The organism is Flavobacterium gillisiae, assembly GCF_900107635.1.
GTDB classification, from domain to species: domain Bacteria; phylum Bacteroidota; class Bacteroidia; order Flavobacteriales; family Flavobacteriaceae; genus Flavobacterium; species Flavobacterium gillisiae.
In genome coordinates this window covers 12,581-31,873 of record NZ_FNRD01000015.1, presented here as the reverse complement: position 1 = coordinate 31,873, position 19,293 = coordinate 12,581, and the positions used below count along the sequence as shown (strand labels likewise).

General features: G+C 32.1%; 18 protein-coding genes. 4 read left to right on the top strand and 14 right to left on the bottom strand.

The window, feature by feature from the left end; all coding sequences use genetic code 11:
- Nucleotides 1–29 precede the first annotated feature (29 nt).
- The 7 genes from BLV35_RS17185 to BLV35_RS17155 form a co-directional block, all read right to left on the bottom strand.
- On the bottom strand, nt 30–1,211 hold the full coding sequence (locus BLV35_RS17185) for an SIR2 family protein (protein WP_176980650.1): 1,182 nt from the start codon (nt 1,209–1,211) through the stop codon (nt 30–32).
- A 467-nt stretch (nt 1,212–1,678) separates the two neighbouring features.
- Nucleotides 1,679–2,119: a hypothetical protein gene (locus BLV35_RS17180; protein WP_091093132.1), complete on the bottom strand. Its 441-nt coding sequence runs from the start codon at nt 2,117–2,119 to the stop codon at nt 1,679–1,681.
- A gap of 7 nt (nt 2,120–2,126) precedes the next feature.
- Nucleotides 2,127–2,486, bottom strand: a complete 360-nt coding sequence (locus BLV35_RS17175) for a hypothetical protein (RefSeq protein WP_091093129.1) — start codon at nt 2,484–2,486, stop codon at nt 2,127–2,129.
- A gap of 885 nt (nt 2,487–3,371) precedes the next feature.
- Nucleotides 3,372–5,135: a UvrD-helicase domain-containing protein gene (locus tag BLV35_RS17170; RefSeq protein ID WP_091093127.1), complete on the bottom strand. Its 1,764-nt coding sequence runs from the start codon at nt 5,133–5,135 to the stop codon at nt 3,372–3,374.
- Nucleotides 5,136–5,138: 3 nt separating this feature from the next.
- Nucleotides 5,139–7,178 (bottom strand): ATP-dependent nuclease, encoded by a 2,040-nt coding sequence (locus BLV35_RS17165; RefSeq protein ID WP_091093358.1) that lies wholly within the window; start codon nt 7,176–7,178, stop codon nt 5,139–5,141.
- Nucleotides 7,179–7,280: 102 nt separating this feature from the next.
- Entirely contained in the window at nt 7,281–7,607 is a 327-nt protein-coding gene (locus tag BLV35_RS17160; RefSeq protein WP_091093125.1) for a DUF3892 domain-containing protein, read from the bottom strand.
- Nucleotides 7,608–7,706: 99 nt separating this feature from the next.
- Nucleotides 7,707–7,988: a hypothetical protein gene (locus tag BLV35_RS17155; RefSeq protein WP_091093123.1), complete on the bottom strand. Its 282-nt coding sequence runs from the start codon at nt 7,986–7,988 to the stop codon at nt 7,707–7,709.
- 33 nt (nt 7,989–8,021) lie between these two features.
- Here BLV35_RS17155 and BLV35_RS19175 point away from each other — a divergent pair, with 33 nt between their 5' ends.
- Nucleotides 8,022–8,192 (top strand): transposase, encoded by a 171-nt coding sequence (locus BLV35_RS19175; RefSeq protein ID WP_143031879.1) that lies wholly within the window; start codon nt 8,022–8,024, stop codon nt 8,190–8,192.
- Nucleotides 8,193–8,215: 23 nt separating this feature from the next.
- Here BLV35_RS19175 and istB read toward each other — a convergent pair whose 3' ends face one another.
- Nucleotides 8,216–8,953, bottom strand: a complete 738-nt coding sequence (gene istB, locus BLV35_RS17150) for an IS21-like element helper ATPase IstB (RefSeq protein WP_091093120.1) — start codon at nt 8,951–8,953, stop codon at nt 8,216–8,218.
- An 18-nt stretch (nt 8,954–8,971) separates the two neighbouring features.
- Nucleotides 8,972–10,507 carry an IS21 family transposase gene (gene istA, locus BLV35_RS17145; RefSeq protein WP_091093117.1) on the bottom strand — a complete coding sequence of 512 codons (1,536 nt, stop codon included), beginning with the start codon at nt 10,505–10,507 and terminating at the stop codon, nt 8,972–8,974.
- A gap of 173 nt (nt 10,508–10,680) precedes the next feature.
- Between istA and BLV35_RS17140 the strand changes: the two genes are divergently transcribed.
- The gene (locus BLV35_RS17140; RefSeq protein ID WP_091093115.1) at nt 10,681–10,998 is read left to right on the top strand and encodes a hypothetical protein; all 318 of its coding nucleotides are present in this window, start codon (nt 10,681–10,683) and stop codon (nt 10,996–10,998) included.
- Nucleotides 10,956–11,876 carry an IS3 family transposase gene (locus BLV35_RS17135; RefSeq protein ID WP_143031878.1) on the top strand — a complete coding sequence of 307 codons (921 nt, stop codon included), beginning with the start codon at nt 10,956–10,958 and terminating at the stop codon, nt 11,874–11,876. Before BLV35_RS17140 ends, BLV35_RS17135 begins: the two co-directional genes overlap by 43 nt.
- Before the next feature lie 15 nt (nt 11,877–11,891).
- On the opposite strand, the gene BLV35_RS17130 is transcribed toward BLV35_RS17135, so the two are convergent.
- A complete protein-coding gene (locus BLV35_RS17130) occupies nt 11,892–12,443 on the bottom strand; it encodes a hypothetical protein (RefSeq protein ID WP_091093107.1) in 552 nt (183 codons plus the stop codon).
- Nucleotides 12,444–12,943: 500 nt separating this feature from the next.
- Between BLV35_RS17130 and BLV35_RS17125 the strand changes: the two genes are divergently transcribed.
- Nucleotides 12,944–13,786, top strand: coding sequence for a hypothetical protein (locus BLV35_RS17125; RefSeq protein ID WP_091093103.1), 843 nt, complete (start codon nt 12,944–12,946; stop codon nt 13,784–13,786).
- A 330-nt stretch (nt 13,787–14,116) separates the two neighbouring features.
- Here the strand turns inward: BLV35_RS17125 and BLV35_RS17120 are convergent, their stop codons facing one another.
- From BLV35_RS17120 to BLV35_RS17105, 4 genes are read right to left on the bottom strand one after another with little or no spacing between them, the layout of a single operon-like run.
- Nucleotides 14,117–14,752: a hypothetical protein gene (locus BLV35_RS17120; protein WP_091093100.1), complete on the bottom strand. Its 636-nt coding sequence runs from the start codon at nt 14,750–14,752 to the stop codon at nt 14,117–14,119.
- A complete protein-coding gene (locus BLV35_RS17115) occupies nt 14,749–15,447 on the bottom strand; it encodes a response regulator (protein WP_091093097.1) in 699 nt (232 codons plus the stop codon). The genes BLV35_RS17120 and BLV35_RS17115 overlap by 4 nt, the downstream gene beginning before the upstream one ends.
- On the bottom strand, nt 15,444–18,035 hold the full coding sequence (locus BLV35_RS17110) for an ATP-binding protein (protein WP_091093094.1): 2,592 nt from the start codon (nt 18,033–18,035) through the stop codon (nt 15,444–15,446). The genes BLV35_RS17115 and BLV35_RS17110 overlap by 4 nt, the downstream gene beginning before the upstream one ends.
- Nucleotides 18,035–19,240, bottom strand: a complete 1,206-nt coding sequence (locus BLV35_RS17105; protein ID WP_091093355.1) for a DNA cytosine methyltransferase — start codon at nt 19,238–19,240, stop codon at nt 18,035–18,037. Before BLV35_RS17105 ends, BLV35_RS17110 begins: the two co-directional genes overlap by 1 nt.
- Between the last annotated feature and the right edge of the window lie 53 nt (nt 19,241–19,293).

Here is a 19,293-nt window from a genome sequence, read left to right as displayed (position 1 = left end):
TTCGTAGGTAAGCTAAAACTAGCAATAAATTATATACGGTGTTGTGCATTGTTGTTTAGCGCTATTATTTCGTTTACCCAATCATTAAATGTTCCCTCAAATGGTATAATGTTATATCGTTTTCGTGCTCTATTATGATAAGGAAAGACACTTTCCAACTTTTGTATTTGAGTTTCTTCATTCATCATATCAATGAAGAAAATAACTTTCTCTGTCCCATCAACATTTTCTTCTGCAAATTGTCTAAGTAATAATCTTATTAAGGCATCTTCTTCTGGAATGCTATAACCTACAATTACTAGTATTTTAGTTTCTTGTAACGTTCTAACGGCTTTTGGAAAAATAGTTTGAAAATATTTACCTGTATAATCTTGTTCTCTATTTGGAAGAATTAATGTTGGTGCTTTACGGTCTAAATCTTTAGCGGATTTTTTTGTATAATCAACACTAAATCCTTGTTCATCGGAACCAAATATCTCAAAACCTCCATTTAGTTTAATTAAATTCTGAACCAACCAATGACGATGAACTGTTGTTGGTGTTTTTACTTTATTTGTAGTTTTAGGTGTAAAACCTCGATAAGCATAAATCAAATGTGTATCGTCCGCTCCAAGTGTCTCGTCCAAAATTGACTCTATCAAAAAATCATAATTAGTAGTAATAAAATTAATTCTTAAGCCTTCTGGAATTTGGTCGGTATCCCCAGTTTTATGAGATTCTAACCAATTAAAAAAGGCCACAATATTTTTTTGGTTTTGGTTAGGGCTTTTTTCTAACTTTAATTTATGAGATGCGTCCTCAATATAATTTAGAGGAACAAGTTTATTAAATCTTTTAGTGATGATGGAACTAATTTCATTCTCAATAATCTCTAAATTGTATTCATCTATGTATCTTCTTCTAAGTGAAGGATATTTTTTTTGCATACTTATTTGGTATGCAATTTCTTTGAATTCATTGAATCCAATACTACTCAAATCTGTGTAGCCAATGCTTAGTAAAAACTCAAAAAAATCATCCGATATATCATCTCTATCCAAAGAGAAAAGTTCTTGACCAGTTGGATAATTTAAATCCCAAGATTTTGAAAATCCAGCACCTAGAAAAAAAGTCATATTTGTAAGACTAATCAAGTTTGAGTTAACTTTATCCTTATAACTGGTTTTCTTTACAAGTTCCTGAAATATTTTAGATGAACTAGGTTTTTTCATAATAATGCATAACTTGTATATAACATCAAATGTATACATCTTTTTACAAATTTTGCGTGTAATAAATGTGGTTTTTCTTATTTATTAAATAGAAATCTAGATGTTCATGGGGTAGCTACATTTCTTCTAATTTATAATAACCCCTTCGTTGAGAAGCTACCTACGAATTCCACATGAAAGGATTTGTGCGGTAGCGGGGCTTCTTTAGAGAATGATTTAGCGATTCTTTTATTAAATTTATTTTAAGACGAGATCATCTTTGTGGGCACAGAATGCAATTCTGCGCTAACGAGCCGAACGATAACTAACATATCCGAGCGATCGGGATGCAATTCTGCGCTAACGAGCCGAACGATAACTAACATATCCGAGCGATCGGGGTATTTATTGCATAAATTAATTATCCTGGACAAATTAATTATTCTTTCTTGATTTGTTCATAATTATCATCCTGAGGCAGTTTCCCCTTACTCAACTGGTTTAGGATTTATAGCCTCTAAGAATATATTATTAAAGTAATTTGTAACTTCTGTTTTTTGTCCTTTAGAACCAACATATTCCATTCCCAGAGATTTAAGATCACCAGCAACAAAACCTTTTTGTAGGAGGAGTTTAGAGTCAGCGTTGTTTTCAAGCTGTTCAACTTCTTTTAACCATTTATTATAGGGACTACCTTGACCAAATCCAAACTTTTTGAAGTTATCCTTGTCTTTGAATTCAAGCAACTGATTGTAAAGTGATTTAAACTTTCCAAAAACTTTTTCGATTTTTTCAGTATCGTCAATTTTCTCAACTTTTTGTACTTGTTCAGTCTGTTGAGTTTCCGTGGTGTAATTTTGGCAAGACATAATACTTGCTGCCACAAATACGGTGATCATTATTATTATTATTATTATTATTATTTTCATTTTACTTTTAGTATTCCATTTGTTTAATGCATAAAGCAGCAATAGTTGAAACTGCCTCATTGTTTGTACTGTCTAAACCTTTTGTTGCTTCATCAATACATAGTTTCAAGTCTTCTGCTCTTATTTTGAGAATGTCCATAGAAACTGAGTTGTCAACAATAGCCATAAAGTCACCACAAGTAGACAGTTTATTCTTGTCTGTGGCGGTTTTCCATTCAGCTATTTTTGCTTTGTGTAATGTTCCTCCTTCATACCATTGTGTAACTGTCGAATTTGTCGTTTTGTTTCTCGCTTGAGAATTGTCGCTACTTCCTCCACAACTTGTTGAAAGCAGGCCGATTATTAATAATGTGATTAAATTTTTCATGTCATTTTGTTTTAGTTATTATTTTGTTCAACTGAAATATTTAAATAGTAGCAAAGTCGCCATATCATGACGCACAACTTAAATATAACATCAATAAGTTACACTTTTTGCAAATTTTTAATTGAATTTGTGAGATTTATCTTTGTGTAAAGAAACCTTTTTTAAGTAGTTATCACAATACCCACTTTTAGTGATATTTATGTATTCCTTTGAAGTAAAAGTATAGCAATATAATGTTGGTTCTTTACGGTTTTCCATAATCCCCAAAAAAAAGACACCTCACAGCACCTTTTATTTTTTCCTATTCCTCCAACTATCATTAAGATGCTTGTTTCTCATACGCTCATAAAATTTCCCTCTAAAGTAAAGTCTTACAACACCCAAACAACAGCTATCCCTATTATTATATACCATTCCATTTAGATTATAGATTTGATTAAACGCCAAACCTTTATTTTTATTGATGTAGCTACAAATAGTATAGTGTGTGATTCGCGAATTGAATACTTTTGTTTGAGTGTAAAAAGGGGAGTCACATCCACACTTTATAAGAACCTCTTCGTACGATTTCCACACGAAAGGATCCGCGCGGAAGCGGGCTTTATTTTGAGAATGATTTAGGGATTATTTTATTAGATATATTTTAAGACGATACAGTATTTGTGGGCACAGAATGCAATTCTGCGCTAACGAACCGAACGATAACTAACATATCCGAGCGGTCGGGATTATTTAGCGATTCTTTTATTAAATTTATTTTAAGACGAGACAATCTTTGTGGGCACAGAATGCAATTCTGCGCTAACGAACCGAGCGATAACTAACATATCCGAGCGATCGGGGCACAAGCGTGACGCTTGCCTAGCGAGGGGAGCGATCGGAATTCTAAATTTGTAAATCAGCTTGAATAATAACATTTCCAAACAATGATTGTAGCCCTAAAATTGCTTTAGCTGATAATTCTTGTGTAAATAATAGACTTAACCTTTTCTTTGGTCTTGAGCATGCCACATAAAACAAATTTCTATTACGTTCAAATGTATCTTGTTTTAGTGCTGGTACACCTCCATGGATCCATTCTAGAAGTTGATTCCAGTTATAATGATTCCAACCGCGCCCAAGAACAACTATAACATTTTCAAATTCAGCACCTTTAACACCATGTTTTGTTGAATAAAGGGTCTTATTATCAATGTATTTTACCACATTCTTAATTTCAGAGTAAGGTATAGATCGTATAGCTTGAATTTTGGCGAAGAACTTTTTGTCTTCATCGATTCTATCCTCTTCCACGATTGCAGAGATTTCAGCAAAGCGTTGCTCTCTTTCTCCCACCTTTCTTGATAATCTTGGCTTCCTTGTTGTCTTAAGCAAATCTATTACTTCTCCTATTGTCCCCGCTTGTTGGAGAGTAAGTAGAGCCGTCAGATCATCATGCCAAACTTTCTTGTCAGAATGCGTCCTTATACGAGGAGTACTTAATTTAAATGCTTCAATCATTTCTCCATATTTTTTTTGCACAAATGCAACAGACCCAACCTCAACCACATCTGCCAAGAAACTAATATAATGGTCATTTTTTTTTAGGAAATCGTCCGTATCACTAAATGTTGCAAAAACTTTTTGATAACCTTGTTCTGAAGCCAATACATTGTTTGTAAGCATAAGGATCTTGGTATTGTCAGATGAAATATTCCAACCTTGATCATTCAATCTATTCTTTGTCCATTCCAGATAATTATGTGCTGTTTTCGCAGGAAGATCACCAGCAGAATGTCCATCGGTTCTTCGTACACCTATCCAATTATTCGCATGGAAAACAATAATATCGCCTTCGGATTCTGGGTCGTACTCAAACTGTTTTAATTGAGGTCTCATATTATTGAGGGCAGCAACAATGTTTTTGTCAGAACGGAAGTTTGCTTTTTTGCCGATTAATTCGAGTTTAGCTTCACTCGCTTGAATTAAACCAACTGAAGCAGTGCCATATATTCTCTGCCAATGGTCTCCGAAAAAACCAATCATTGGGCCACTTTCAGTCTCGATGAAATTAGCTACCAAAGCATCCGCTAAATGTCTATTAGTATCCTGATATTCGTCGATTAAAATTATTGGGTATCTACTCGTCAATATTCTTTTAAACTTTTCATCATTTAAAAATGACGTCAGTAGTTTAATCACATCGTCGTGATGCAGGGAAATTTCATCATTTGTAATCTTTGGATATCCTAGATTATAGACGACCTGTTGATTGGTTATCCCTCCAATCTCATCGACCCGCGATTGCCAGTTATCACTTAAACCCGATATCCTTTCACGTAATGCTTTCTGAAAATCTTGTATAGCCCCCCAAGCAAATGCGTGGATCGTATCAGCAAATATCGCAGGGTGATTATCAGTTCTAGAGCGGATCTCGTTTCTAGCGACTTTGGTATAAGTAATACATGCAATTCTTTTATTTGCTTTTAAATATGCATCCGCATTTTTCTCAATCAAATACTTTAGTGCTTTTATCAATGTATACGTCTTACCTGCACCTGCACCAGCTTCAACGAGAAAGTTCTTTTGTTTGTCAATTGCATGATAGACCTTTTTTAAGCATTCAATCGAAGCCTTTTCTGCAGGACTAATATTTACTTCTGTACTCATAATTTATTCTTCAGGTTTATTAACAACAACTACTTCAGCCATAGGTGGAATAGGATTTCTAGCCAACCACTGAAGTCCCTCTACTATATATAATGGAGCTTGCCATATGATGTCATCTAATCCATATTTGAGAGCAAACTCTGTTTTTTTCTTATTATTTGGAGCTAGTGATTCTGCATTTGCTTCTATTAATGCCCCGGTAGCTCCGGCAACTCCAAACTTGGTTCTATTTGCCAAAATTAATGCTTCTTCAAAACTTCTTCCTATAGCTGTCATACCATTTTCAGGAATTTGAAATGCAATTCTTCTTGATCCTGAGATCTTTTGTTCATTAGTTTTGGCTATACAGTCAGGAAGTGGATAATGTCCCTGTGTGCCTGATGCAAACCAGTTTTTTATACCTGCATTTGATGTATGTGTACCTCTATTAACTAGACAACCGCTATAAGTGGTACTGCCGGCTGCTTGAGATACTGAATCTAAGTCAGTAATTACTAGACACCTTAATTCAAGAAAGTCAAGAAACTTGTAAAAATGGTGCGCGTATGCTCCACCAACTTCTATTGTGGTAACATATTGCGTAGCTAGCGGAGGATTTGTTATATCAGTAGCGTCACTTTTTGTGATAAGCAAAGGCATCATTATTCTTTCTACTGCACCTTCAATCAAGATTGCTTTGTCTGCAAAATAGAGATCACACTTTGTTAAAGTAAGATATTTATGTAGAAACTCTTTATCTGCCGCAAGTGCCGGAACGGTAAATTCTTTCCTTAAATCTTTTATTGTTGTTTCTCGTTGTGCATTTGTTGATGTTAGAAAATAACGAATTGATTCAAACTTTGCTTCGTTAGCTATGTGTGTTGAGTGAGTAGTTACCACAAATTGCACTGGCCACGCTATTCCTCCGTTTAGAGTTCTAGAGAATTCTTTTGCTATCTCATCCAGCTTCCTAATAAATATCTGTTGCATTTGCGGATGCAAATGCGCTTCAGGTTCTTCAATAAAAATAATGTCTAAGCTATTTGAAATAGATCTGCTTTGATATTCACGGAAAAATTCAAAAAGTTGAAACAGTATATAGATCAAGTTTCTTGAACCAAGACCATTATACGTTTCAGGAAGAAAAAGATTATTTCCCTGCGCATACCTAATTTTTGTATGACTTTCTAAAATATTTGAGATATCAATCGTTGTTTCTGTACTTAAAGTGGGGTCTGAAAGACCAGGATAACCAAATAACCCAAGGGCAGGCATAAGCAAATCTAGCCGAGCGTTGAAATCAGCATCGACGGTGCCTTGAATATTGTCGATTATACCTTTTAATGCATCTGATTGAACTTTCATATCAGCTGGTGCTGTCACTGATGTAGAAGTCTTGAACAACTTTGCTAAAACCTTACCCAATACATCTTTCTCAGCATGGGTGACATCATCAAGCCCACGTTGTGCATTAATAAAACCTGCACCTATGAGGAGTTTAAATTTGGAATAATCCATCAAGATAGCATTTTCAGGATCATTCGGATCTATAGCTATGATACGCGTTTCATAGAGATTAGGAATTTTTTCTTTTAATGACTTATGAAATAGCGAAATACTCTCTGGGCTTTCATCTTCTATTCCATCAAAAAGAGCATTGATTTTTCCATATTTAAGTAAATATTGAATGGCAACTGTGATAGTATTTGTAGCTACATCAAGATCAATTATAAAATCTCCAAGTACACCTAGATCAACTGCTTCAGTTGGATATTGAATTGTAATTTTGATTTCAATAGCAGGTATTTCTGCTCGAACTACGTCATCATCCTCACCCGCAAGTTTTGCGTGAAGTGCATTTGTAAAGCCAGTGATAGCGGGAACACTAAAATCATGTAAAGAAAACGAAGGTGTTTTATCACCAGTTAAACGGCGGAAAATTTCTGTCAGTGATGTTTTTCCTGAGTTATTTCTCCCTACGATGACAGTAGTATCATCCTCCAAAGAAAGACTTACATCTTTGAGCAGTCGAAAATTTTTTATTTCTAAAGTTTTAATTTTCATATTATTCATATTTAATTATATATCTGTTTTACTTAATCTATTATGAATAAATCATTTTAATATGTAAGCCCTGCAGTAGCAAGTGTTTTTAATTGCCTTATATTAATATACATAGCCATAATCTATCAGATGAAGTAGATTGTCTTTTACTGTTGCATCGTGAGTTGTTCTTAGGAATGGAGGATTACCATTAACTACATGTGTATCTCCACCAGCGAACCAACTAGCTGTTGTGTAATTCCATAAATAGGTTTTTGCACTATTTTGTTGATTTTGCAAAAGCGTAACTGCGGCTGCTTTAGTCATCTTTACTGCATGAGCAATTAAATTACCCTTCCCATTTGCATTTCTAGTTCTCAAATGAACTGCATAGTGAGTTATTACACTATTATCATCTTTCCAAATCCCTGATATTCTATACTCTGCCATAGTAGTAAATTAATTTAGTTAAAATTGTTGATTTAAAATTCTATATTGGTAATCCCACTAAATGACAAACTAGCTCAAAACGATGGTTACTTGCTGTTTTTATTTATTTTCAATTGTGTCGTAAAACAAATTTTTTCCGCATTGACATTCTTCTATTAAATTATTTTCATAAAAATTCATAAAAATTTTTACAGCCAATATGGTTTTTTGAAAATCAAAATCTAATAAATCGCGATAAATACCTTTATAGCCTGAATTGGTTTTTTCAACGGGTTTTAAATGTACAATATCATTTCTTAATTGGATAAGTTTGTCTATTGATTTGTTATACTTTTTATTTTTTGCTTGTTTAAAGTCTGGACATGCTAACTTTACTCGCATAAATAGTTAAGAATAAAACCTTAATTTTAACTTATGAAACAAGTGCGTAAAATTTATGACCGAGCTTTTAAAGAGAAAGCCGTTCAATTGAGTTATGATAGACATAACATCTCAGAACTGGCCAGAGAATTAGGAGTTACTGTATATTCCAGTCATGATGTGCCACTAATTCCGGTCATGATGTGCCACAAAATAATGAGCTAATTTCTGTTCAAATTTACATTTTTTTATTGATTTAATTTTCTGATTTTTCTTAGTGATTCGCCTTCCAGCTCGATGCGATGCGAAGAATAAATTATCCTATCTAAAACTGCGTCTGCCAAAGTACTTTCGCCTATTATCGAATGCCATTCACTGACAGGAATTTGTGATGTTATTATAATACTGCTTTTATCATATTTTGCTTCTACTATTTCCATTAATGCTTGTCTTGAATTGCTTTCGAAGGGAGTTAGTCCAAAGTCGTCTAGTATCAATAAATCACATTTTTCTATTTTTTCAATGAACTTTGAATAGGTACCTTCTATTCTTGCCAACTTCAACTTTTCCATTAGTTTTGATGTGTTGAAATGGATTACTCTAAACTGTTTTAAACAAGCTTTCATCCCTAAGGCTTGAGCAAGATAACTTTTACCTGTTCCTGTAGCCCCTGTGAATAGTATGTTTTCTTTATGAGCAATAAAATCTAGATTTACGAGTCGTTCAAATTGATTTCTATTAAGATTTCTATCGCTCTGATAGATGATGTTTTCAACATTAGCCAGGATACTAAATCCAGCTAGTTTAATCAAGTTGTACGTTTTTTTATTGGTCCTGTAATCGTACTCTTGTTCTAACAAAAGTGCGATGTACTGATCCAGGGTGTAGTCTTGGTATTGTTGTGCTTCCAGGTTTCGTTGATGAAATTCTGCCATTCCATACAATTTTAATTGTTTCATTTTTTCAATAGCTACTTGATTGTTCATTTGAATATTGTTTGTGGGTTAGTAATAATTATTTCTAATATTGTTGTGTTTTGGGATTTGTCGTAAATCATCCGCAGACTGCTGTAAATCCATATTGTTCTCTAATATGTTTTTGACACTACTGTAGCTAATGATTTGATTTTCCAATGCCATCTGGCAGGCGTTATCGATACGATCCTTACTGTATTTTGACTTTAAATGAATGATTCCTAAGGCGCGCTTATAAGTTATTTCAGGATAAGCTGCCTGAGCAAATAATTGTGACACCAATTGGTAAACAGATTCACCTAATTCATTGGCTTGTTGCAGAAAAAAGTCAGGTTTCCATTGACTATAAAACTGATGTGAACTTGCTAAATGATTCTCAATTGTATTATAGCTTCCTTTCTTAAAACTTCTTTGGTGGGTAGCAATACGACTGTGTTTGTGGAATACATCAACGGTATCCTGATTGTATTGAATTTCAACCTTTTCCCCAATATATCGAAAGGGAACGCTATAATAGTTTTTGTCTGCCGACAAGTGAATATATCCCATCTTTTGAACTCTAGCTACTTTGAATTCCTTAAGCTCATATTTTTCCATTGGCAAGGCAGATAAACAATGTTTCTCGTATTGATTAAAAAGCTTAAAGCGACTGGCACCGTAAGTCTTCATCTCCTTTAAATTAAAAATCTCTAAGAGTTCTTGTATAGCATTATTTAATTGGATCAAGCTGAAGAAGGTCTGTTTGGATAAATCATAAAAGACATGTTGGTATATTAGTTTTACAGCTCCCTCAACCAAACTTTTGTCTCGAGGGCTATAACTACGAGTCGGATTGATGCAAAACCCATAATGTAAGCCTTGATCTTTAAATGCTTTGTTTAAAACGGGTTCGTATTTAGAGGCTTTAGTAACGGCTGATTTGAGATTGTCTGGAGTGACAACTTTAGGAACACCCCCGTAAAAATCAAGCGCATTATTAATTGAACTGATAAAATCCTCCCTTTTTTGACTTAAAGAGGCCTCTACAAAGACGTATTGACTCGCTGGTAGGATACTAACAAAAACTTCTACTTCACTGATTAAACCTGTGGTTTTGTCAACAATGGTCAATTTTTTACCAGTATAATCGACAAACATCTTATCTCCATATTGATGAATGATCTTACCGCTCCCTTTTTTTCTATCAAGCCAATTGTTTAAATGAAAATTGAATTGTGAAGAGCCGTAGCCATCTGGACTTTGTAGTATATAATCCTCCCATAGACGAAGCTTAGTGCAGCCTGTCTTCTTTAGCTCAGAAGCATAGAACGAGAAGTTTTTGGATAACTTTTCGTATCGATTAGTGTCGATGGTGTCATATGATGGAAATAAATCTCGCAGCGATGAATCCTCCAACTCCAACAATTCCTGATCATCAAAACCACTTACCTGTAGTAATTGGACGTATTTATTAACGGTATTGCGATGAATACCTAGTTTTTGTGAGATTCTTCGATTGCTAAATTTTAACAGTCGTAACTTAATGATTTCTCGTAATTCCATAATTTCTAATAAACTTTGAGCCATATAATCAGTGGTTTAGAACCGCTAAAATAAATAGCTTGGTTATAGAAATTAACTCTAATTAATTTTAAGATAATTGCACATTTGGTAAAATGTCCAAAATCGGAATTGTGTTCCCTTTAAAATAAAAGTGGCACATCTTCAAACGGAATCTGTATCCTTAATTAAATTAAAAAGTGGCACATCTTCAACTGGAATCGTATCCTAATTTAAGTTTAAAAAGTGGCACATCTTCAACCGGAATCCGTACCTCTTTTTTACTGGAAAGAGTGGCACATCATCAACTGGTTTATCCAGTTACTGCTCCACAGTTATATAAGTGGCGAAAAGAGTATGAAGAGTTCGGACAAGGAAGTTTTCCTGGGAACGGCAATTTAAAACAAACGCCAGAACAGGAACGAATTACCGAACTTGAAATAAAGCTCAAAGACGCAGAACTAGAACGCGATATATTAAAAAAAGCAATAGGCATCTTTTCCAAAAACGGTCGATGATTTATACTTTCATCAAAAATAATGAAAAGATATTTACGATTGAAAAGATGTGCAAAGTATTGCAAGTTGGTCAAAGGAGTTATTATCAATGGAAAAGCCAGTCTGTTTCAGAGAGAAAACAAAGAGCTGAACTTGTTAAAGCAAAAATAACTTCCATTTATTTTGACTCGAAACAGAGATACGGAAGTCCAAGAATGACTGCTGAATTGGCTTTTTTAGGCAATAAAACATCAAGGGTTACAGTTGCCAAATATATGAACCAACTCGGTTTACGAAGCAAATTAAGCAAGAAATTCAAGGTGACAACAAATTCCAAGCATAAGTATTTAGTAGTTCCCAATGTTTTGAACAGAGAATTTACGGTTACAGAACCGTCAAAAGCTTGGGTGTCGGACATCACCTATATCCGAGTAAAAGAAGGCTTTTTATATTTGATAACCGTTTTAGACCTCTACGATAGAAAAATCATAGGTTGGAGTTTAAGCAGCGGGATGAGTGTAGAGGAAACATCTTTGGCGGCTTGGAGAATGGCTATTAAAAATCGAAGTATTGTAAGAGGATTGGTATTTCATTCCGACAGAGGTGTTCAATACGCCAGCAAGAAGTTTACCAATGTGATTGATTCCTATAAAATGATTACAAGAAGTATGAGCAGAAAAGGGAATTGTTGGGATAATGCGGTAGCTGAGAGCTTTTTTAAAACTTTAAAAACGGAACAGATTTATGGCAATAAGCTTATATCAAAAGAGCAAATGGAACTCGATATATTCGAATTTATTGAAATCTGGTACAACAGAAAAAGAAGGCATTCCGCTTTAGATTACAAAACAATAGAAGAATTCTGGAAACAGAAAAATAATTTTAAAAATGTTGCTTAACTAATACTGCGGCTTTTATTTGCATATCCAGTCTATAGTTTTTAGCTTTGGTAAAGTATTGTATAATTTATATGAAACGGTTGGGAAAATTGTCTTTCCCGTTTTATCAATATATAAATAATTCTCAGGAATAACACGGTTTGCAAAACTTTCTAATGCTGATTGAAGATTAATAATACAGTTTGTAGCCAATTGGAAAAATATTCCCGAATGATTGAGATTTAACATTTCCCCCGCTTTTCCTACTTCGGAAGATTCAGAAAGTAATTTTTCTTTATAATGATTCAACAAACCAAATGACATGACAGAATTAGAATAAAAAACAGTAACAGGATTGACTTCGGGTAAAATTATTTTTTTCCCTTTATACAAATAATCATAACCAAAAATTACTTTACCTTCTAACATCATCATAATATCAAAATTTGCATTTTCTGCTAATTTTTTTGAATTAAGATATTCTTTAGCAACTTTTTTACTCTCTTCGGGTACAATACTTTCATCCAAGTCTGAAGGATGGAAATCAATTTTAATTTCCCTTGATGGTTTAAGTTTTATATGTCCCATTCTATGTTTTTTTAGTTTGTTGGGCAAAATAGTAGGTAACTATTAAATAACATCAATAATCCACACTTTTTGTAAAGTTACAACACATCATCACTGGAATATATACTCAATTTGTACTGTTCATCTTTATGTAAAGAAACCTCTTTTAATTAGCTATTGCAATACCAACTTTTAGTGATATTGATGATTTTATTTGAAGTAAAAGTATTCCATTATAATTTCAGTTCCTTATGTTTGAATAGAACTTTTGGCTATACACTTTGTGTAGCTGGGACTTCGTACAGTAGATCTTTCAATATTAATTTTGTTAAGACTTCGAGTAGTGAGTATTAATGTCGAACCTGATATGTATTGTATGTTGAACCAAAATGTTTGTAATTGTATTAAGATTTTTCCACGCTTCATTAAAGAAAAAGTGACAAACATCTACTAAAGAACCCACAAAATATTATTATAATAGAATAATACATACATTTGAAAATAAATTTATGTATTATACTATGGAAAAAAATCCTTTTTCTCTTTTCGACTTTCTTGGATATTTTATACCGGGGGCCTTTGCAATATTTTTAGTTTGTTTTTTACAAAATAACGAAGGAATCTTGTTTTATCTCAAATTAGAAAATATTAAAACTTTGAATAATACTATTTCAATACCCTACATAACATTTTTCATTATATTATCTTATATTTTAGGTCATGTTCTAAGCTTTCTTTCTACTTTGACTATTGAAAATTTCACAGTGTGGATGTTTGGATATCCCTCTAAAAATCTATTAGGTATTCCTAAAGTAGTAAAGTACTTTGAAAAAAAGAAAAAGAATAACACGTTCAATTGGGGTTTAACTTTATTATCTTTTCTTCTCAGATTTTTATTATTTATATTTTTAATTCCTATTTCAATTTCAAGTGTGTCGATAGGCAACATTTTAAACTTAAACAATTCTGTTTATAAGAAAGAATTAGGAGAACCTTACGTAAGATTTATTAAAGCAAAAATAGAAGATATTTTCAAGAAACACGATATTTATTATCGAATGGATTTTATCAATGATGATTATAATAAATTATTAATTCATCACAGTTATAATATTAACATACCTCATCAATCTAAACTTATGAATTATGTGGCGCTTTATGGATTTTTAAGAGTTATTAGCTTTATTTTTAATTTGTTAAGTGTTTTTTTAATTCTAAAATTATTATTTTTAGAAGAAATTAATCTAAAAATAGAATTAATTATCATGTTGATTTCATTTTTTCTGACTTATATCACTTATTTAGGATATTTAAAATTCTACCGTAGATACAGCCAAGAAAATTTAATGATTTTACTTTTATAATTTTAAACCATTTTGTTTTCTTGGATGAATTAAGCATTAAATTACTTTAAGTGTTTTAATAGTTTTTTTAAGCCCAATTATAGCTAGTAAATTATTTGACTCAAATATTTTGCGTGATTTTTATAAAGATTTGTGGTACTATCTAGGGTTGCTTTTCTTTTTAGTTACTGCTCTACTGTTGAGTAATAAGCCACTTTGCAAATGCTTTATTACGTTTGGAAAGTAGATATGTACTTGTTGTTGTAAACGGGCACCAGAATGGTGCAAATCCGAGCGGTCGGTCGCTAACAAACCGATCAATAATTAACATATCCGAGCGGTCGGTTATTATTAATAAACTACCATTTCATTTCTCATTCTATATAACAAATCTGCAAGGTTTCTGTCATTCTTTAAAAGCACTGCATCATTAATTTTTTTATCAACCAAAAGTATTAGGTAGTCTTTTAAATGGATGAAGTCTTTTGTTGATATTAATAATGCATTTGATACAGTATCAACAATGGTTTTCTTGAAATCCTCTATAGTTTGTACCGAAATGCCTTCCAGAGATAACTTCTTGTCATTTTCTATTTCTTCAATTGATGTTGGTAAAGCACCAAAACCTATAGATTTGATTGTTTTTGACATCCTAAATGAACTTTTAATTAAACTTGCAGAGTCGCAAGCAAGCAAGAACAGATATTGTTCTTGAAAAATACTCATTTCATTTAGTCTGATAAAAGGTTTTTTAGTAAAAGAATCAGGACTTTCTCCTCCATATAGTTGATTTGACTGACCATGACCAAAGAACAAAATAATTGAATTTTTATCAAAATTCGAGATATTTTCGAACGAAGTCCTGTAAGACTCTTCATTAGGATGTATTTCGGTCAAATTGTACTCGATTCCTTTTGAACTTAATTTTTCAATTATCTCAAATAAAAATTTGGTAGAGGGATCAATTGAAATGATTATTTGTATCACTCTTCTGATAAGTTATTTAGTTCTATTAAATGAGCCACTGTTAGTTCAACAAGACTATTCTGGAACTCAATCCCATTTGGCAAATCTTTGTCAATTTCGTGAGCTATCTCAGAAAGCGTCATCCCCTTAAATTTCGGATATGTACTTTTGAAAGTTTTATCTCCAAACTTTTCTAAATAATTTATTATGTGCTCTTTGAAATAATAACTTTTTTGAGGAGCAATAAGAATTTGAGAAATCTCATCAGGGATTCTAGCTCTATCTATAAAATCATCAATCTTTAATTTTATAAGCTTTTTTACTTGTTCTGGAGTACTGAAAATCTTAGCAACTTTATCTTGCTCTGCTGAATACAAACAAAACTTGGCTCTTCTGATTTTATGTTTTTTCGACACACTTTCATTTTTAATCCATTTTAATAACTCAAAACCATCTAAATTTTCATCTTTAAAATCATAATCCGAGGCAACGATATCAAAGTTTTGATTTAGATAATTGTCTGTAATAAAAGATTGTATTTTAGCTTTGTCAAGTATGGTTTTTCCGTTTTCAGGGTTTTTCATCATAAATGCATCGTTAAGATGTATAAATGTTTCATTAAGATCATAGCCTTGACGCTTTAATTTAGTTCTTAAGTTTTCGATTTGTGAATCTATCTTATTGTCATCAATATAAAGGAGTTTTTTTACGCTCATATTGTATTAAATTTTATTTCAAAAGTTGCGCCTGATAGCTTTGTTCCATTTCCAACAAACTCAATATCACAATTCATTTCATTCAATAAATTTTTTGTATAGTAGAGTCCAATACCAGAACCACTTAAACCAGTAGGAGGAGTGTCTCTGACTGAAAGTTCAAATATTTTGTCGGAATTGTCAAGATATCTTTGAGACAAACCATTTCCATTATCTGAAATAAAAACGGATAGCTTTTTATCAGAATTCTGTTCAAACTCAAAATGAATCTTGTCTGCTCCCCATTTAACGGCATTACTTATTAAATTATCAAGAATTATAGACATATTTAGAACACTCAAACTTTTAGTGAGTCTGGAATTATTTCTTGAAAATGTGAATTTGAGTTTTTCTGAAAAGGTTTCTCCATAAAGAGTAACATATTCTTCAATATATGTAACTATGTCAATTTCTCTCTTTTCAATATCTTCTTTTAAATCTGCTCTAGTAGCAAACTCTGCCATTTTCAAGGACCTTTCTGCACAAATTTTCAAAAACCCTAATTTTTTTATTAAATCTTGAACATTATAATCATCTTCTGTAAGGTCATCAATTATATTTTCAATACCATCTCTAACCTCAATATTGTTGATTTTTATGGTGTGAATTAAACCGTCTGCATCGGGACTTAATGTTCTTCTTGTAGCTAAGAGATAAAGATTTTTTTCCTTTTCAGTGGTTAAATCCTCTTCTACTTTACTTGCCTTTTCCTTATATGTAATTGCAGATTTTTCTGCAGAATCTTTTTGACGTTTTAATTCTTCAAGTTGATTTTGAAGCTCCTGAATGAGTTTAGTCTGTTTCTCAATTGTTTCTTTGTAATTCTGTAATTCCAAAATAGCTTTTGATGTGGCTTCATTAGTGGTATATTTCGAGAATTCTTTTAATTGCTTTTCAAGGTCTGCATTTTCTAGAGCCTTTTTTTGAAGTATTTTATTTAGTGTATTGGAATCTATTTTTTTATTACTGAAATCCTCAATTAGCTGGTTAAACTCTCTCTCTGTAACTTCTCTCTCTTCATCTATTTTTTGAGTTATGAGGTTTTCATTTATGTACAATTCAATTACCTCACTCGCTTTTGCAGAAATAATATTATGTATAGTTGAATATACTCTTTTTTGTTTGGTTATAGTATCTTCATAATATTCTAAATCTTCCTCCTTTGTTTCCCCACTAACGATTTTTTTGTGAATCTTTAGAAGATCTTCATCCTCGTGAGCTCTATCCCAATTTAAGCCTTCAACTACATATCGCTCTAATCTTCTAAATGCCTTATAGAAAAAACTATTATTATTGTCTGATTGTGTTAGAGTTTTAAAGCTATCATTTTTTACAATCCCTTCACGACTTGAAACTATTTGAAAGTCATTTTCCTCATCTAATATTTCAATTTGTCCTACTAATTCTCTTAAACCAATATATCTACTATGTCCTTGCGCTTTTCTTTGATCTATCCCTAACCAATCATTTCCAAATTCTCCATATGGGGGGACTCTAAATCCATTAATGAATAGAAAAATTGAACCATAATCAACCGATCTTATTCCTGTTTGTTTTGTGAAAAATGATTTTGCATAGGGACTTAAGTAATATATTGTAGCTTTGGAATTTGTAATGCTTGGATAAAATGGGTTCTTCTCTCTAATCCAGAAAATTGTTTCACCTTTATCTTTTAACTCAGTATAAAGTTCATTCCCATTATTTGTAATTTTGGTTTCAATACTTGTAGTTTTAAAATCTAAATGCTCAAAAATTCTATTCTCAACTTTACCAATAAATTTTGAATTATCATTAAGTGAATTATTCTCATTAATAAATTCAGGGGAGTCTATAAAAACCCCGAAATCATTACTTTCAAATGCTTGATTTGGGTTTATAAGTTTTTCAAGATATTTTTTTAAATCAACAAATTTGTTTGCGTCCCAATTTGTAATATTTCCATTTTTATCTAAAATAGAATAAGCCCAGGTACTTCTCAATTTTATTATTTCAAGTAAAACTCCGTGTTCGAATCTTATAAAACCTAAATCTTGAAATTCTTTAGGTGTTAATGTTTCATACTTTAGTGGGATGGACTGTATTTCTTTGTTTTCATCCTCAATTTCAAATTTCTTCCAATCAATCGATAGTTTGAAATATTTATCATCATTGGCTGTTTTGGAATAAAGATTTAGATATTCACCGAGACGGTCACAAGAAAACCTGCCAACGCCTTTAGCACCCGCCATTCTTCTCTTGTGCTGTGTTTTATTAGACTTCTTTTCAGAGTAGGCAATGTTTAACCACTTGTCCCTTATGTCCGTAATATCCATTCCAATACCATCATCTTGTATAATTAATCTAGATGTGAAATCTGAAAAGGTCTCAACTTTTTTATCATCATTTTGCTTAAGGTTAAAGTATTTTATTTTAACTTGTTTAGCATCAGCATCAAAGGAGTTTTTTACTAATTCTAAAATCGCTATATTGTCATCATTGATAAGATCTTTACCAATAATGCTTTTTAACTGAACATTAGTTTTAAAATGTAAATCGTTTTGCTTAGCCATTATGAAATTAATTTTTTTAAAATTATTCCAGCTTGTTCTCCAAATAAAGGAGGAATTGCGTTTCCAATTTGTGAATATCTAGGAACTTCTTGAGTTCTTCTTTTTCCGCCAGTTGTATATTTTCCTTTAAATTGGTATGTGTCAGGAAAAGACTGAATACGTGCATATTCCCTAACAGTCATTATTCTTGGTTCACAATAATGAATATAATCGTCTGGCAACGTCGTAATGGTTGGAGTAGGTTTACTTGCTTCAAGAATTTTTGTACTACTTTTTTTTAATTGAAAACGTGCTCTAAACATTGAACTAGTTAAGTTTTCGTCTAAAGCTGTTTTAAATCTATTTTTTACGACATCTGTATGTTTAGCAAAGCGGTGACTATCAACTTTGCTTTCATTTTTCGTGTATTTCCTAACGTATTTTTGATATTCTGAGGCTATTTCTCCATAAACTCCTGCTTTGAAATTTGGTGTTTCGGATTCTATTTGACCGTTGGACTGAAGTAAATCTGATATTGCATTTTCTAATGTCGGATTTACAACAAGTTTTTTATTTATTAGAAATTTTTCTTTGTTATTCTTAATTTCTTCGAAGAAAGTATCTTTATTTATTTTTGGATTTTCATTAAGAAAGTCGTTTTGAATTCCTACTAAGATGAATCGAGTTCTTTTTTGTGGGATTCCAAATTTTGAAAAATCAATTAATTGACCTTTTACAGAATATCCCAAACTCTCTAGTTTTTCTAAAACATAAGTAGAATATGCCGTACCTTTTGTATCATTATTTTTAAAACCCAATGTAAACCCTTTTACATTTTCAAAAAATAATAATTTAGGTTTTACTAATTCAATGAACTTTATGTATGAATTAATTAAATCATTTCTTGAATCATTTTCTATTCTTCTTCCAGCCATTGAAAATCCTTGACACGGCGGACCACCGGCAACTAAATCTATTTTACCTCTTAATGAAATTAAATTTTCAGAATGATTTTCAAGAATTTCATTGATGTCGTGGTGTTTTTGTTCCAACCAAGTTGGCCAATCGAAATGTTTTTTCTTTTTTATTAAATTATACTCTAGGGTTTTAAAAGCATCTTCACTTTTTTCTATAGCAAAAGCACCTTTCCAACCAGCATTATGTAATCCTAGAGATAAACCTCCACAGCCCGAAAATAAATCGATATAGGTTTTTTTATCACTCATACTTTTTAAAGATTCCATTGAAGTAAATTAGTTTCTTACAAAATTTTATTGAC